Consider the following 15,691-nt stretch of genomic DNA (forward strand, 5'->3'; position numbering starts at 1 on the left):
ATTTTCCGTGAGTGCTTTTTTGATGAAGCCTGGTAACTTTTGGAGAACTGTACTGCTAACTATCCGGCAATTGAGACGTGTGTTGGTTGGTGCTCAATAATCGGCATCCACTGCGACACAATGTTTTCCGGGCTAAAGTGGCTGGCGCGTTCCAAACTTTGATGGGCATAGTGCCGGCGCAAATCGGTTTGGTTAATCATTTTCTTGAGGTTAGCCACAAAATCCGGGACATCCTGCGCTTTGGTCAGCAGGCCATAGTCGTTGTTGCCAAGGTATTCGCGGGAACCGGTATTTTCCATGGCAACAACCGGTAACCCTGAGGCCATAGCTTCGCCGATAACCAGCGGCATGCCTTCCCAACGCGATGTGGACACGAAGATTGAAGCGGCACGGTAATGATCACGCAAAGCCTGATCTTTTAGCGGTCCTTGATAAATAAGCTTGTCACTGACGTTAAAGTAGTCGATCAGGTCATAGAAGTTTTTCATGTCTTCATCGGTACCAGCGCCGGCAATTGCGATCTTCCAGTCGTCCGGAAGTGAAGCGGCTGCCTCAAGCAAAAAGTCGATTCCTTTGTGGGCGATGGCGATTCGGCCGGTGAAGGCGATGCGGTGGGCGTTTAGATCAGCTTCACCAGTAGGAACAAGGGTGAGCGGATTGTAGATTTTAACGGTACGCGGATTGAAACGCTTATAGGAATTCAAATCGCTTTCGGTTAACGTAACGAGTGTATCGACAGCTTGCAAGCCACCTTCGAACTCAGCTTGCATCTGGACATAGTAATCTTCCATGTAAGTAGCGTAGTTATTGTGCATCCAGCCAATGAGATTAACGTCTGGCAAAGCCCGTTTAATCAGCGGAGCAAAACTCGTTGTTAAACCTGCTGGTAAGATAACTGTTTGAAAATGCTGATCCCGAATCGTCGTGATCAAATCCGCAATTTGGTCATGATAGTGGGTGTATGGGTCACTACCAAAAAAGTTTAAAAGTTTAGGATCGGTTGGGCGCGGTGCGATGAGCAGAGGTGCGTCCAACTCAAAGTAGGCAGGGGCATCTGCTAAAGTATAAAAACTAACATCGTAGTGCTTGACGAGGTCGTTACCTAAAACGGTTGAAGCGCGTTTAACGCCATCCATGACGATATTTTCTAGAACGATCATAACTTTCATAAGTGTTCGCCGCTAAGATCAGCGGCTCCCCCCTTTCTTCTGAGTACGTTACGAGCTGACTGCAGCGTCCAGTCGAAGTGGCACAACTACTAAAAAAATAGTAGCGGGGTCATAACAGTTTTTGGTTCTTTTGAGAAACTGTTTATATTATCATACGCGCTTTTTATTAGTAAGTGCAAGTTTTTCTCACAACCGTTGATTTATCAAGGGCTTCGAGCGCTTGTTTCATTTAGAAAAAAGGGATTATGATAAGTGGCTGAATTGTTTGCGTTCTGTTTCACGTGTAACTGCAACGTAAGCTAAGGCGTTACTTATCTATCTTATAACCTAAATTGAAAATTCACAAGAAAATTTTTTTGCTTTTCGACTGTAACCGGCAATTTAGTGAGCGCGAGCCAGCGTGTTTAGAAACCGGAGTGTAAGCGGCCTTAAGCGTGATGGCCGGGTTTTGGCCATTGCGCTTAAGGTCCTTACACGCAGGTTTCTGCGCCGGGGAGCGCGTTATGGCCGTAAGCTAGAACATAAGCGGCCTCAGACGTAATAGCCCAGTTTTAGCCATTGCGTCTAAGTCCCTTACATGCAGTTTCTGCATCGGGCTCGCGCTTTATGGTGAGATGCTGTCATCGGAAGCGGGCTTTTATGCTGATTTTCCAAAATGGCGCAAAGGATGCTCTAGGACTTGTGTTGTTAAAGATCAAGTCCAGTGTTCCACGTGAAACAGCCTCGTGCTATGATTTATGTTTTTTCGAGCGCTGCCACCAGTAACGATCATGTACAAGTTGCTTAGTGAGTGCTTTCCAATGAGGTCGCAATATGGCTGTGTTAACCTGCAGATTGCCAAAAACCTTTTCTTCATAAGCCTTCGTTAAGTTAAACATATGCGCTTGCTGGCCTAATCGTTTATCGATGGTCTGAGCATAATCATCAAGCGACTGGTTCACGGGTCGTTTCTTGACCCAACGTAACGCCCGAAGAAGTATGCGATAACGCGCCGAAAAGTTTGTCGATCCCAGTCCGATTCCTAATATCAGCATGACGAGCGCTGGTAACTGCCAGACACTTATCAACAGTAGAGCTAATAGGATGATGAACAATGATTTTTTTAGCCAATTTAGGCGGCTGAGAGACGGCCGAGATTGTCGTTTCGTTTGTTTGGACACTGTACTGGCGGACACACGCGAACTGGACGAGGATGAATTGCTAGTGCTGGACGGTTGAACGCTTTCAGTGCCGCTGTTACTAGGACTTGGAGGCGTAACATTTTCATCGGGAGTTGCCGGGTCACTGAAGCCTGGTGTTGGTTCAAATGGCAGCCAGCCTAAGTTGTCGAAATAAACTTCCGGCCATGAATGGGCATTACTGTTGCGAATCACGTATCTTTTCTGATTTCCGGAACCACCGAGCAATGTGCCAGTGTTGAATCCCTTAGCCCAGCGCGCTGGCAAGCCGATACTGCGACATAGTACGACCATTGCCGAGGAGAAGTTATCACAGTAACCGATGGGGGAATCAAAAAGAAAATAATCCACATAGTCTCGGGTTGGCGGGGTGCGGCGTGCATCGGTTTTTGAATACGTGAAGCGCGGATCTGACTTGAGATAATTTTGGATAGCCAGTACCTTTTCGTATGGGGTCGTGGCCTTGGCGGTGATTTTCTTGGCAAGTGTTCTGACCCTTTTTGGCAAGGTGCGTGGCAATTGTAGATAACGGGACGCAACCTTTTGACGGGAACTGGTCGCCGCGGCCAATTGTGCTGCTGAGATCTGTTTTGGTTGCACCTGAATGTCCAATCGCTGAAAACGTGCTTGGTCGGTTGTTTGCATGCGGCGGGTTTCCGGATTGAGCAAAAAATCGGTCGTGGGATCGGGTTGGCCGCCGGTGAAGGTCAATTGACCATAAGGAAGCGGTAAATAGGTTTTACCACCGTTGAAAGTTAAGGTTGTACTTGTGGCAGGCCCGTAATCGATAGTGGCCGCCGAGTCGCGCATGGTGGCACCGTCTAATGGCATACGCTGGTTTTGATCAGCGCCAGCCTGCCAACCAGTACCGGTATATTCTGCATCAACGGCAACGCGATAATAACTGGCTTTAGCACTGGTTGCCGTGAAAACCGGAGTGGGGTCATCGTAGACCGGTCCTCCCAAAACGCGGCTATTTTCCGTAAAGCCCGTTCGTCCGGGACCGTTGATATAAGTCTCAATACCGGCATAAAAACCACGCTGATTTAACCGGTCACGAAAAGGAATCGACACATTTGCCAGCTGATCATTTAGTGGGGTCGCTGATGAAAGCCAAGCGAGGCCAAGCGTTAGTCCGCTTATGAAGACACATCCCAGTAAGAACGGGCGCCAATGATCAGCATAAAGGTGGAGGATCGCCAATAAACCGGTTACTAGAGCGAGCTGAATGAATTGAATGGTTAATTTGCTGCCGTTAAAAATGTGCACGGCCACCAGATAACTAAGAACGATGGCAATAGCGCCAGGATAGAAACGAACCACAACCGTTAACAGCAACAGAAAAGCCACCAACGTGATCACCAGCGTCATGCTGAGGACGGTTGGAACATCGACGCCGCCAGCCTGCACGAATTTTCCGGTTGCACTGGTAAAGGTGTGTAAATACGCCGTGAACCACGAAACGCCAAATGGCTGCTTCAGCGGCAGTACGCCCCAAAGCCCACCGATTGTCGTGCCGCAGCCCAATAGCAGCCACCATGGCCATTGGCGCGGTAGTAGCACGGCCAAAAAGTCAATCAGACTCATCATCAGGATATAGACGATTAATGCGCGTGGGTGGGCGATTGGATTGATAGCAGCAAAAGGTTCTAAGAAAAGCGCAAGCAGCCACCATGATAACAAAACTGCTAAAAGTCGTTGCAGCCACTTAGGCATGGTCGCCACCTCCTGACAGTGTTGCCACGGTTGTCACCGCCGGAGCAAGTGCTTGTTGAAACGGGATAGCGGTTGCAGTGTCGGCAGCGAGAATTAGGTAGGCGCGTTGGTGACCCGGGGTGGATAAGTCATGCAGCCATTCGATATTGGCACTGCCCTTAGGTTCAAACCCTGCAAGCAAAGCATCTTGTTGGCCACGAAAAATACGCGTGAGCCGCTGATCCAGCAAAAAGCCACCCCACTAAAGATTCCGGTATCCATTAAGCTTGCAAACAAACTTAGTCCCGCTTCAACAGATAGCGAAGGACTGATGATGAGCAGCAAGGTCCAAGCGGTCTGGCTTTCATGTTCATCATCGTGCACGATTAATGAATCAGCGTGGGCACTGATTTTCCAAGCAATTTGCTGAATGTTATCACCCGGGAAATAATCACGGAAATTTTTGATCCGATCACTCGGCAGACCTGCTTCCGAAGCGGCCATTTTTTGAACAAAATGGTCGGCCATCCGCGCAGCAGCTTCAGGCTGACGGGCAGGGCCCACTGTTAGCGGCGCTGTGAGCTGTAAGGGTAGTGTTTTGCGGAACCAACCAAACCAATCGGTCACGGTCACGCTGAAAGGAAGTTGGCGATAAACACCGCGGGGTAATTGTAACGTGATTCTGGCTGTTCGCTGACCGCTGGGAAGGTGCCAAGTGCTGGTTTTAGCAGCATCTAATAAAATTAAATTAGGCAGCCATTTGCCTTGGGTCAGAGTAAAGAAACGCCGAGCTGGCCGGTTGGCAATTAAAGTGGGATTGTCAGCGGTAAACTTAAGGCGCCGGCGCAATGGCAGTAATAAGGGAAGAACGAGGAGCAGCAACAACACGAACACAAACTCGCTGACAAACCAACTTGTCGGCGAATTAAACGCCATGCCAAAACAGATTAGGCAGGCAAAAATGGCGATAAGGGCACTGTTCAGAAAAACGTTACGCCAATGCATGGGTTCACCTCCGAATTGGAGCGGCGGTATGCTGAAGAATCTCGGTTAACAGATCGGCTGATTTTAAAGTCGGGTCTTTAAGAATCAAGCGGTGGCCAAAGACGGGAATGATCAAATGCTGAATGTCAGAGGGCTTGACGAAGGATCGTCCGTTGAGCAGGGCAAACGCTTTTGCTGCTGACACTAAAGCAATCCCACCACGCGGACTGATGCCTAGTCGAATTCGCTGATCGGCGCGGGTGGCTTGAACCAGCTTCAGGACATAATCGGCAATGGCGTCAGTGACTGTGATGGTTGGTACGATTTGTTTAGTTGCAGCCAAGCTAGCCGCATCAAGGACGGGTTTCAAATTTGCAATCATGGTTTGCCGATCAGGACTGACAAAGAGACTTTTTTCTGCGGCCGCATCGGGATATCCCAGGGATAGGCGTAACATGAAACGGTCTAATTGCGCCTCTGGTAACGGATAGGTGCCGGCGTAATCGGTGGGATTCTCCGTTGCCATGACGAAAAAGTCAGGCGGAAGCGGATAAGTGCGACCATCGACAGTAACTCGGCCTTCACCCATGGCTTCCAGTAAAGCGGCTTGGGTTCTTGGTGTGGCGCGATTGATCTCATCGGCCAGCAAAACGCTTGTGAAGATTGGCCCGCGTTGAAATTCAAATGCATTGGTGGCCCGATTGAAGATTGAGGTACCCAGAACATCGCTAGGCAGCATATCAGGCGTAAATTGAATCCGGGAAAAGGGTATGTCCAAGGTTTTGGCGATGGTTTGAACGAGGGTGGTTTTACCAACCCCGGGAATATCTTCAAATAAGACATGGCCGCCAGCTAATAAAGCGGTAAATGCCAGCAAAATCGGCATCGGTTTACCAACGACGACTTGTTCGACCTGTTTGCGCGCTGCGTTAAAAGTTGCTTGTGCTTCGCTGATTTCCATCACGATCACGACACCTCCATGCGGCCATTATTCAGTAAAATTGTAGAAACAGCAAGTCACAAGCTGAGTCCGTCAGGGGCAACCTTTTTGCTTCTTTCTGCAGTGTGGGCAATCAGTCAAACCCATGCTGATGTTGTTGGCGGTAATCTTCTCAATAGCGCCTTATTTCAGCGTAGGGTATACTATAGCCTGACCCCATAAGCAGACTGATTGGAGGGGACCATATGAAAAAACGGTTGACGTATCACTTGGATGTTATCGGGCATTATTTGTTAGTAGGCTGGCTCTTGTTTATTGCGATTACCATTATGGTGAGCTTACTTACCTACATTGTGATGGACGCGAACCCGGCGTTTATTCACCAAATTGTGACCGGATTGTCAGACAAATTTGCAGAACCAAAAGACAATCTCCATGCTTTTTGGATGATCTTGCTTAATAATGAACGCGTTGCTTTGGGCCTGATGCTAATAAGCATGATCCCGATTCCATTTCTTTATTGGCTTTCGTATGTGGTGACATGTGCGTCAGTCGGCTTAGTCATGGGCGTTTATGCAGCCAAGATGGGTCTCAGCGGAGCACTAGCCGCATTTGCTTTGGGGATTCTACCACACGGCATTCTTGAAATGAGTGCTTTGATCATTGGTGTGACCCTTGCAGCACAAGTCAATCGTGCACTGCGCCAGTCGATCAAGCGTTTCTTTTCTGATGCTCATTATGAAAAGTCACCGCTGGATGTCAAAGCCATTGCCTTACAATATGTTTGCATCGTCGTACCAATGATTGCAGTGGCAGCGTTGATTGAAGGTTTTGTGACCCCGGTACTTTTGCGACTGATTGTTCATTGATAGCTGATGGATGTTTGTCTTGAACCGAGTGTCAATCTTTTTTGGCAACATAAACTAAAGCGAATGAGTTCTCCTAAAGTTTAAGGAGACTCATTCGCTTTTTAAATGATTCGTGGGCCACTTTTCAATAAGTGCCCGTTTTGAAAAATAAGTACTTAATGTTTCTCGTGGAACATTAAGACCATTCTGATCGAAGCAAGGAGTAGGTGTTCACGTCAAGAAAGTCGCCATTGTGATGCGGATCTTCCTGACGTAAAATGCCATCCAAATGAAACCCGGCTTTTTCGGCGACGTGATTGCTGGCGTCGTTGGTGACGGCTGCATTCAGTGTCAGCTTATTAAGATCGTAGTCATGAAAAGCAATATCAGCCATGGCTTCGACTGACTTATGCATGATACCTTTGCCACGTGCAGATGATGTCAGCCAGTAACCGATATCGGCCTTATGATGAAGGGTGTGATCAATGGTATTGAGACTGATAATACCAACCGGGGTATCAGCTTGGTGAATGACCAAATGCAGCGCTCGTTGTTCACCGAAGCTTTTCAAGGTGGCAGTTAAGAAATTGATTTCATCATCGGCAGTTAGCGTTGTGGCGACCCACGGCAGGTAAGCCATTAACGAATCGCGACTAGTTTCGATTTGCTCGAATAAAAGCGGACCATCAATTTCCGGACGAGGTAGTGCTAGTTTCAGGTCATAATCAATTAGGTAGCTAAACATGGCTTCATCCCATTTTCTTATTAGTTTCTCTTAGTATAAAACAATCTTCTTCTCAGTGCGCATGGACAAGCTTTCAGAAAATCGGTAGACTTGGTAGCTGTGAATACGGCAAAATGTTTTTGGGACTCAGTCATAAAGGGCCACTGCCGGATCACGATGGTTGATTTGTCGTGGTGTTAAGTAAATATGAGAAAGATGGTGTTTTCATGAAACGAGTTTGGAAGTGGTGCGTAGCCGGGGTGGCTGCGTTGATACTGACACTGAGCTTGGCGATGCCGGTATCAACGCAGGCGGCGAAGAAAACATATGTGATTGGAACGGATGTCACTTATGCCCCATTTGAGTTTGCCGATAAGCATAATCAGTATGTCGGGATCGATATTGATCTCATGCAGGCAATTGCCAAAGCAGAAGGATTTCGTGTCGACATTAAGCCATTAGGATTCAACGCAGCGGTGCAGGCATTAGAAGCCCATCAGATTGACGGGGTGATTGCCGGCATGCAGATCACGCCGGAACGTAAGCAGAAGTTTGCGATGAGTGATCCATATTATAAAACGGCCGTCGCAATGGCAGTCGCGAAAAACAGCGGGGTTAACCAGCTTAAAGATTTACGCGGTAAACGCGTTGCCTTAAAGACTGGAACCGCAGCCGCGGACTTTGCGATGAGCCTGAAGTCTAAGTATGGCTTCAGCACAGTGACATTTGATGATTCCAATAATATGTATCAAGACGTCATCACCGGCAATTCAGTGGCCTGTTTTGATGATAAGCCGGTTTTGCAATATGCCATTGCGACTGGTTTGAAGCTCAAACTTGCCGGACCTGAAAGTAAGGCCAGCTATTACGGCTTTGCCACTCAAAAAGGTCGCAGTGACGAACTTGATCAAAAGTTTAACGCCGGCTTGAAAAAGGTCAAGGCTGATGGTACTTATGCCAAGATTGTTGCCAAGTATCTTGGCAATGGTACACAAGCAGCGCAAAAGCAGACAAGCGCCAAGACCCAAGACACTGATCGGAGTTTTCTAGGTTTATTGCGGGAAAACTGGGGCACCTTGATGAACGGGCTGCGGGAAACCATGGTCGTGACCATTGTGGCTATTTTCTTTGCGACTGCCGTTGGGATCTTGGTTGGGTTGTTAGGTGTTTTACCGAATCGGTTTGCTCGCGGGGTGGCGACGACATTTATTTATATTTTCCGCGGTTTACCGTTGCTGGTGCTAGCGCTGTTCATTTACACCGGCGTACCAAGTTTAATCGGTTCCAAGATACCGGCGTTTGTTGCCGGGATCATCACGCTGACGCTGAATGAAGGGGCGTACACGGCAGCTTTTGTCAAAGGTGGTATTCAGGCAGTGGATGTCGGCCAAATGGAAGCAGCCCGCAGCTTAGGCTTACCATTTGGAAAAGCGATGCGGAAGGTCATCCTGCCACAAGGGATCAAGATTATGATTCCGAGTTTCATCAATCAATTCATTATTACGCTCAAGGATACTTCGATTCTGTCTATTATTGGTATTCTGGAATTGACGCAAACCGGGAAGATTATCATTGCCCGCAACATGGAAGGGTTCAAGATTTGGACCATGGTTGCGCTGATTTATCTGATTATCATCACCGTGCTGACATGGCTTAGCAACTGGGTACAACAACGTATGGAGGCCTAGACCGGCTACGTAAAATAATGTGACAAATGTAAGAAAAGCTAACATCAACGCTGGACAGCAACTATTTAGTTCCGCTAGCATAGGATAGTAAGTTTAAAAATCGAACTAGTACGAGGAGATGAGCTGCGCTTGGCCGCATACTTAAACAAGTAGGTGGCAGAACCAGACTCGGGCAGCAATGTACTGAGTGACGGTGGTTGGCGCACAACCAGTTATTTTTAAACTGGCGCATGCAATAACGGCCTAATGGGCTGGTAATCATTAGAAAGCGTGGTGTTTGGGTTGAAGCGGAAATGGCTGCTAAGTCTGCTAATCGCCTTACCTTTAATGCTCGGGGCATTAATCCCCGGCAAGACGGTGGCGGCAGCACAGAAAACATATACGATTGGAACGGATGTCACTTTTGCACCGTTTGAATTTGCCAATCAGGATAACAAGTATGTCGGGATTGACCTTGATTTGATTAAGGCCATTGCCAAAGAGGAAGGATTCAAGGTCGAAATCAAACCGCTGGGCTTCAATGCAGCGGTGCAGGCGCTTGAAGCAAAACAGATTGACGGTGTGATTGCCGGTATGTCCATCACACCAGAACGTAAGCAAAAGTTTTTGATGAGTGATCCGTACTATAAATCCGGCGTGGTCATGGCCGTTGCCAAGAAGAGTACGATCAAGTCGTTAAAAGATTTACGCGGCAAACGTGTTGCCATCAAGACCGGAACGGATTCGGCCGATTATGCCAATAGCATTAAACAAAAATACGGCTTTACGACCGTCACTTTTGATGACTCGAACAACATGTATCAGGATGTCATTACGGGTAATTCGGCGGCGTGTTTTGAAGATCAGCCAGTCATGCAATACGGGATCAATAACGGCATGGCACTGAAGCTTGTTGGTAAACCGGCACGTGAAGGTTCTTATGGGTTTGCAGCTTCTAAGAATAATCAGGCATTGATCAGCAAGTTTAATACCGGCCTCAAGAAGCTGCGGGCCAATGGGCAATACGATAAGATCATCGAGCACTACCTTGGCAATGGCAGTGCCGAATCGCAAAAGACCGCCGCTGGCAACAGTCAGACCACTGATCGGTCATTTATCGGCTTACTGAAAGCCAACTGGTCGACCTTGATGGGTGGCCTGCGTGAGACCATGGTCTTGACCATTGTCGCCATTTTCTTTGCTACTTTGGTCGGCATTTTGATTGGCTTCTTAGGCGTCATTCCAAATAAGTTGTGCCAAGGCATCGCAACAACATTTATTTATATTTTCCGGGGACTGCCGTTGATGGTTCTGGCACTCTTCATTTATACTGGGGTGCCAAGTCTCATCGGATCAAAAGTACCGGCATTCATCGCCGGGATTGTCACCCTAACCTTAAACGAAGGGGCGTACACGGCGGCGTTTGTTAAAGGCGGCATCCAAGCCGTCGATCCCGGACAGATGGAAGCGGCGCGCAGTTTAGGGTTGCCTTTTGGTAAAGCGATGCGCAAAGTCATTCTGCCACAAGGGATTAAGATCATGATCCCGAGTTTCATCAACCAGTTTATTATTACCTTGAAGGATACGTCCATTCTGTCTATCATCGGCTTACTTGAACTGACGCAAACCGGGAAAATCATCATTGCCCGGAACATGGAAGGGTTCAAGATTTGGACAATGGTCGCATTGATTTACTTAATTATCATTACCCTATTAACCTGGCTGAGTAACTGGGTTCAGAAGAAGGTGAAAGCATGAGTCAGTATCGAGTTGAAATGAAAAATGTCCACAAGAGCTTTGGCGATAACGATGTGGTCAAAGGCGTTAATTTAAACGTTGCAAACAATGAAGTTGTTGTCATGATCGGGGCGTCTGGTGCCGGGAAAAGTACCGTTTTGCGGATGATCAATGGTCTTGAAACGGTGACAAGCGGCGAGATCTTGATTGACGGTGAAGACATTGCGCATAAAGGAACGAATATCAATAAAGTTCGCGAAAAAATCGGCATGGTCTTCCAGCATTTTAATCTGTTTCCGAACATGTCGGTCATGGGTAATATTACGTTGGCTCCGATTGAACTAGGCATTGCCAGCAAAGAAGAAGCAACCCAACAAGCTAAGGAGATGCTTGAAGTGGTTGGCTTGACCGATAAGGCAGATGCGATGCCGGCACAGCTTTCCGGTGGCCAACAACAGCGGGTGGCAATTGCCCGGGCATTGGCTATGCATCCGGATATTATGCTATTCGATGAGCCGACCAGTGCCTTGGATCCGGAAATGGTTGGCGATGTCTTGGGCGTTATGCGCCGACTCGCTAAACAAGGGATGACGATGGTGATCGTTACCCACGAAATGGGCTTTGCTAAAGAAGTTGCTGATCGGGTGGTCTTCTTTGACAACGGTACGATCCTTGAGCAAGGGACGCCGACAGACATTTTCGAGCATCCCAAAGAGGAGCGTACTAAGAGCTTCTTAAATAAGGTTTTGAATGCCTGAGGTTATTCAAATTTAATCATAAGATATGCTAAAAAATCGGTTCGGGATATTATCCTGAGCCGATTTTTTGAGTGGTATTTTCGAAATTGCTGTCACATTTCCCGGGAAATAATCCGGATGCTTAGCAGAACATGGACGTCTCACGCCAAACCGTGGTCTAAGATACGATCCATGACGGCGGCGACACTGCCAGCATAGCCCATGCCGAACTTATCAAGGTGAACCATCAGATAATACAGCCGGTAGAATTCGAGCCTGAACTGATAGCCGGGATCAAGTGGATAAACTTCCTGATAGCCCGTGTAGAAGTCTTGGGTGAAGCCGCCGAAAACGGTCGTCACGCCGATATCGAGTTCGCGGTCGCCATACAAAGCGGCTGGATCAATTAACGCCGGCTGACCGTCTGCTGTGAACATATAGTTGCCACCCCATAAGTCGCCGTGCAATAAGGACGCCTCACTATGATGCTGATTAAGCGTTTTTTGAATGATGGTTCGCACCTGTTGAAAAGTTGTCTGATCGGTTGCTTGCCACAAGCCTTTTTGACGCAGATGGGCGGCGAGCTTGTCGAGGCGTTGATGGATGAATAAGTCAGCCCAGGAGTCGGTCCAGTCATTGGCAAACGAAACGCTGGTGCCGGCATATGGATAGTCGAAGCCAAAGCGGCCAGAGGGTTCGTGGTGTTGATGTAAGTGGGCAACCAAGTGACCGAGATCACGCTGCGAGCCACTGCCGCTGGTCAGGAAGCTAAGCAGCAGGTAGCCATCACCCTCAATGGTGCCATTAGCAATCACCCGTGGAGCCAGAATGTCTGCCTGCTCAAATGACTTTAACCCGGCAATTTCGCCGGCATAGAAATTGGCCGGATAGCCTGGTTGAACGAGTAGAAAATAAGGCTTTTCCGCGGTGTCAACCCGATACGCTTGATTGACATCGCCTCCGCCTACTGGTGTGATCGCGGTAATGTGTTGTAACGGTAATTGCTTAGTCCAAGCTGCTGTTAGCATACGCCTTCTCCTTTCATGGATGCGTTTTGGCATCGGATTTCCCTTTGACAAACAATGTTAGCTACTTGTCACCCTCAGCTTAAAACACTTTTAGCGATCATGCCAATCGCTTAGTCGTTGAGCAGGTGATAGACGAAACGTTGCGGGTCATCTAAGAAGTTACGCAGAAAAGTGATATGGTCGATTTGATCATAGTGCACGGGTGCCAAGGTGTTGCCTAATGCGAGCAGTTGGGCGTCAGGATAAGCCATCAGGATGGGGGAATGGGTACTGATGATAAACTGTGCACCATTTGCGACTGCGGTATGAATCAGGGCTAACAGGCTGAGCTGATTTTCCGGCGTCAAGGGAGATTCTGGCTCGTCTAATAAATATAAAGCGTTGGCGTGCAATCGCGCCCGAAATAAGGCCAGAAACGCCTGGCCGTGGGATAAAGTGTCTAAATCCACCTGATACAAATGTTTGATTGCGCTTAGGGTATTGAGATAGGGCAGACGCTCCAAACTTTGCGGGGCGAGATGTTCAAGTTGTGTTTGCGCGTACTTGATGCGGCCGCGGGTGGCGCGAATGAATGAAATGAAATCATCGGCGCGAAAGAAAAAGCCGGCTTTGGTCCGATATGTCCACGTTAGCTTAAGGTGGCGGGCCAAGGCGCGGCTATTGTCATACTCAGGGTCGTCTTCCAAAGCGGCACCACTCATGAGGATGGCATTGTAGTTGGCAGCGATCGCATTGAGCAACGTGGATTTTCCACTACCATTATCGCCGGTTAAAATAGTCACCGGACTGGTCAGGGTTAATTCGTGAAAATCGGCTTGCCAAGGTAAATTAAACGGGTAATCGCTGTGATGACGTGGTGGTGCGTATTCGATCTTGGTGAGTAGCAACGGTAAGACCCCTGACTTTTAAAGCGACTGATTAAGGCAATGGTTGGTACCAGCTCATGATGCGTTTAGCTAAATCGGCTTTCATGTACCGTGAACTGACACTCTGATCGTTATTGCCTTTGCGTATGTGAATTTCCAGATGCGCCATTTTTCGCGGTTTCATCCACAGCGACTGTTTGAAACTCATGGCTTGAATATCTTTCCTGCGCACAAAATAACGTTGCCGGGTCCAGGTTTCGCCCACTTGAATGACGAGCTGATCGGGGGCTGCGATGCCGATTGCTGCATTAGCCCCGGCATATTGGCCTTGTAAAGCAACGATGACGAGCCATAGCAAGCCAACCGGTAAGAGCCACAGCCACCAGCTGAGATGCAGCCATAAGGTACTGGCTAAGATAGCCGGCAAGACGATCAAGCCAAAATTACCTAGCACGATGTTTCGCACATAGTACCAGCGATGACGAGTCGGTATCGGCTCTAATTTAAGGGCGGCGGTTGGCAACCAGCTGATGAATGTTTGCATGGTCGTTAGCGCTTGTCGTTGCCTGATGACGGGCATCAGAACCAAATCATCGTTTTTTTCATCATCGGCAGCACTTGATGCCAGAAGTGCTTGAACCGTGCTGAGATGAAACCACTGCCGTAACACGCTTTGCTTGAAGCGTACGGCTTGGACGCGGGATAGTTGGGCACTGACGGTGTTGGTCTGAAAAAAGCCGCGACTGGTTTGCAATTCGTTACCGGTTCGATCAAGCGTGAAATGGTAATAGCGCTGCAAAATGTTCAGGTAGGAAATGGCAAAGCCGAGCACTAAGACGATAACCGTTAAGGCAATAATCAGATAAATGGCCAGTCCGGTTAGCGCGTGTTCAGCTTGCTTATACCAGCTGTCGGGAAGGTATTCCTGAACCTTTTGGACCAGCCAGAGAATCCCGGTAATGATGGGAATGAACCCAAGCGAAGTGAGTGCATATTGATTGAGATCATGCGCATTGATTTTGTAAGCAGCGTCTGGGGTTTTTGCCGCCGGTGTTACTTCGGTTTGCGCACCCTCAGTCGTAGGGTCACTAGCCGAAGCGGTTGGCGTATCAGTCAGCCCTTGCCGATAACGATTGATGGCATCCGCTACCGTGGTCGGAACGGCGGCGAGCATCCCTTCAGCCTTCTTGGATTCCTTCCCGGCAGTTTCAATAGAGACCTGCTCCAGGCCAAGCGGTTTTAAAAAGAACCACTGCCGGCGTTGAACGGTCTGAATACGGCCGTATGGGATGTGATTGATTTTTCGAATGAAGACTCCGCTATTGATGGTCAAGCCGTCTGGTGCGACTAAGTAGGTAAAGCGCAAATAATGCACGATGGACCAAAGCAGCGTTAATACCAAAATGCCTAATACCAGACTGATCCAGAACAAAAATTCTTGGGGCTTCATATCATTTTTCAAGATTGAAAAGCCGCCACTGACAAATAGCGGCCACCAAGCAATAAATGACATCAACCAATGAATGGGGATGGCAATGGGTGCAAGGCTTTTGGGTTTGTCATTCATTGCGCGCCTCCTGGGCCAGTTGTAGAATCTGATTTCGCAGTTGATCCGCAACCGATCGGGTAACACCGTCAATAACATGTGCCGTGCTGGCCGTTTCGATATTGACTTGCTGAAGTTCCTGCCATTGCAGCAGCGGCCCGGCTTCTAATGTCACATTTTGAATGCGGGCAATCGGAATGGCTTCATTTTTTTGAAAGAAGAAGCCTTTTTGTAGGAAAACGGCTGTGGGGGTAATGTTGTACCGCCAGAAACGGTAGCGATAGGGCACTAAAGCAAGACGGAAAATCAATTGTAAAATGGCAAATCCCATGGCGCCTATTGCTAACCATAGCGACCAATGCCAAAAATGCCACGCCGCAATCAAAAGTAAGCCGGCAATTAGAATGACCAAAGCCCAGATTGCGGCACTGGCACGCCAGATTCGTTGAATGGTGGCCGGTAAAGCCTGTCCTGTTTGTTCCATGTTGTTCGTCGCCTCCGTTTTCGTCAGGATAGCAGAAAATTGGTCTAAACGAAACCGTTTACGCTTCAAAAGTGTTGGAATAACGGGG

The 15,691-nt window shown here is 48.3% G+C and carries 12 protein-coding genes and 1 pseudogene; 4 read left to right on the top strand and 9 right to left on the bottom strand.

Going from position 1 to position 15,691, the window contains the following annotated elements:
• Positions 1 to 59: 59 nt before the first annotated feature.
• The 4 genes and pseudogenes from ACWP87_RS04400 to ACWP87_RS04415 form a co-directional block, all read right to left on the bottom strand.
• A complete protein-coding gene (locus tag ACWP87_RS04400; RefSeq protein WP_005687913.1) occupies positions 60 to 1,169 on the bottom strand; it encodes a glycosyltransferase family 4 protein in 1,110 nt (369 codons plus the stop codon).
• A gap of 728 nt (positions 1,170 to 1,897) precedes the next feature.
• Positions 1,898 to 4,063: a transglutaminase TgpA family protein gene (locus ACWP87_RS04405; protein ID WP_005687911.1), complete on the bottom strand. Its 2,166-nt coding sequence runs from the start codon at positions 4,061 to 4,063 to the stop codon at positions 1,898 to 1,900.
• A pseudogene (locus tag ACWP87_RS04410) lies at positions 4,056 to 5,047 on the bottom strand (DUF58 domain-containing protein). The gene ACWP87_RS04405 and the pseudogene ACWP87_RS04410 overlap by 8 nt, the downstream one beginning before the upstream one ends.
• A 4-nt stretch (positions 5,048 to 5,051) precedes the next feature.
• Positions 5,052 to 5,987 (bottom strand): AAA family ATPase, encoded by a 936-nt coding sequence (locus ACWP87_RS04415; RefSeq protein WP_005687907.1) that lies wholly within the window; start codon positions 5,985 to 5,987, stop codon positions 5,052 to 5,054.
• Between the two features lie 224 nt (positions 5,988 to 6,211).
• Here ACWP87_RS04415 and ACWP87_RS04420 point away from each other — a divergent pair, with 224 nt between their 5' ends.
• On the top strand, positions 6,212 to 6,835 hold the full coding sequence (locus tag ACWP87_RS04420; protein ID WP_005687905.1) for a stage II sporulation protein M: 624 nt from the start codon (positions 6,212 to 6,214) through the stop codon (positions 6,833 to 6,835).
• 175 nt (positions 6,836 to 7,010) lie between these two features.
• Here ACWP87_RS04420 and ACWP87_RS04425 read toward each other — a convergent pair whose 3' ends face one another.
• A complete protein-coding gene (locus ACWP87_RS04425; RefSeq protein WP_005687904.1) occupies positions 7,011 to 7,559 on the bottom strand; it encodes a GNAT family N-acetyltransferase in 549 nt (182 codons plus the stop codon).
• Positions 7,560 to 7,765: 206 nt separating this feature from the next.
• Here ACWP87_RS04425 and ACWP87_RS04430 point away from each other — a divergent pair, with 206 nt between their 5' ends.
• The 3 genes from ACWP87_RS04430 to ACWP87_RS04440 all read left to right on the top strand — a co-directional run bounded on the left by ACWP87_RS04430 (position 7,766) and on the right by ACWP87_RS04440 (position 11,700).
• Complete coding sequence (locus ACWP87_RS04430; protein ID WP_015765110.1) at positions 7,766 to 9,226, top strand: amino acid ABC transporter substrate-binding protein/permease; 1,461 nt, start codon at positions 7,766 to 7,768, stop codon at positions 9,224 to 9,226.
• A gap of 327 nt (positions 9,227 to 9,553) precedes the next feature.
• Entirely contained in the window at positions 9,554 to 10,963 is a 1,410-nt protein-coding gene (locus tag ACWP87_RS04435) for an amino acid ABC transporter substrate-binding protein/permease (RefSeq protein ID WP_171972140.1), read from the top strand.
• Entirely contained in the window at positions 10,960 to 11,700 is a 741-nt protein-coding gene (locus ACWP87_RS04440) for an amino acid ABC transporter ATP-binding protein (protein WP_005687898.1), read from the top strand. Before ACWP87_RS04435 ends, ACWP87_RS04440 begins: the two co-directional genes overlap by 4 nt.
• Before the next feature lie 140 nt (positions 11,701 to 11,840).
• Here ACWP87_RS04440 and ACWP87_RS04445 read toward each other — a convergent pair whose 3' ends face one another.
• The 4 genes from ACWP87_RS04445 to ACWP87_RS04460 all read right to left on the bottom strand — a co-directional run bounded on the left by ACWP87_RS04445 (position 11,841) and on the right by ACWP87_RS04460 (position 15,603).
• Complete coding sequence (locus ACWP87_RS04445) at positions 11,841 to 12,707, bottom strand: fructosamine kinase family protein (protein ID WP_005687896.1); 867 nt, start codon at positions 12,705 to 12,707, stop codon at positions 11,841 to 11,843.
• A gap of 110 nt (positions 12,708 to 12,817) precedes the next feature.
• The gene (locus ACWP87_RS04450) at positions 12,818 to 13,594 is read right to left on the bottom strand and encodes an AAA family ATPase (protein WP_005687895.1); all 777 of its coding nucleotides are present in this window, start codon (positions 13,592 to 13,594) and stop codon (positions 12,818 to 12,820) included.
• Positions 13,595 to 13,625: 31 nt separating this feature from the next.
• Positions 13,626 to 15,140 carry a PH domain-containing protein gene (locus ACWP87_RS04455; protein WP_005687893.1) on the bottom strand — a complete coding sequence of 505 codons (1,515 nt, stop codon included), beginning with the start codon at positions 15,138 to 15,140 and terminating at the stop codon, positions 13,626 to 13,628.
• Positions 15,133 to 15,603 carry a PH domain-containing protein gene (locus ACWP87_RS04460; protein ID WP_005687891.1) on the bottom strand — a complete coding sequence of 157 codons (471 nt, stop codon included), beginning with the start codon at positions 15,601 to 15,603 and terminating at the stop codon, positions 15,133 to 15,135. The genes ACWP87_RS04455 and ACWP87_RS04460 overlap by 8 nt, the downstream gene beginning before the upstream one ends.
• Positions 15,604 to 15,691 lie beyond the last annotated feature (88 nt).

The organism is Lacticaseibacillus sp. 22 (genome assembly GCF_055413445.1).

What these genes read in the sequence shown, in the direction of transcription:
- ACWP87_RS04400 (WP_005687913.1), bottom strand. Translation starts at nt 1,169, where the DNA reads ATGAAAGTTATGATCGTTCTAGAAAATATCGTCATGGATGGCGTTAAA.
- ACWP87_RS04405 (WP_005687911.1), bottom strand. Translation starts at nt 4,063, where the DNA reads ATGCCTAAGTGGCTGCAACGACTTTTAGCAGTTTTGTTATCATGGTGG.
- ACWP87_RS04415 (WP_005687907.1), bottom strand. Translation starts at nt 5,987, where the DNA reads ATGGAAATCAGCGAAGCACAAGCAACTTTTAACGCAGCGCGCAAACAG.
- ACWP87_RS04420 (WP_005687905.1), top strand. Translation starts at nt 6,212, where the DNA reads ATGAAAAAACGGTTGACGTATCACTTGGATGTTATCGGGCATTATTTG.
- ACWP87_RS04425 (WP_005687904.1), bottom strand. Translation starts at nt 7,559, where the DNA reads ATGTTTAGCTACCTAATTGATTATGACCTGAAACTAGCACTACCTCGT.
- ACWP87_RS04430 (WP_015765110.1), top strand. Translation starts at nt 7,766, where the DNA reads ATGAAACGAGTTTGGAAGTGGTGCGTAGCCGGGGTGGCTGCGTTGATA.
- ACWP87_RS04435 (WP_171972140.1), top strand. Translation starts at nt 9,554, where the DNA reads ATGCTCGGGGCATTAATCCCCGGCAAGACGGTGGCGGCAGCACAGAAA.
- ACWP87_RS04440 (WP_005687898.1), top strand. Translation starts at nt 10,960, where the DNA reads ATGAGTCAGTATCGAGTTGAAATGAAAAATGTCCACAAGAGCTTTGGC.
- ACWP87_RS04445 (WP_005687896.1), bottom strand. Translation starts at nt 12,707, where the DNA reads ATGCTAACAGCAGCTTGGACTAAGCAATTACCGTTACAACACATTACC.
- ACWP87_RS04455 (WP_005687893.1), bottom strand. Translation starts at nt 15,140, where the DNA reads ATGAATGACAAACCCAAAAGCCTTGCACCCATTGCCATCCCCATTCAT.
- ACWP87_RS04460 (WP_005687891.1), bottom strand. Translation starts at nt 15,603, where the DNA reads ATGGAACAAACAGGACAGGCTTTACCGGCCACCATTCAACGAATCTGG.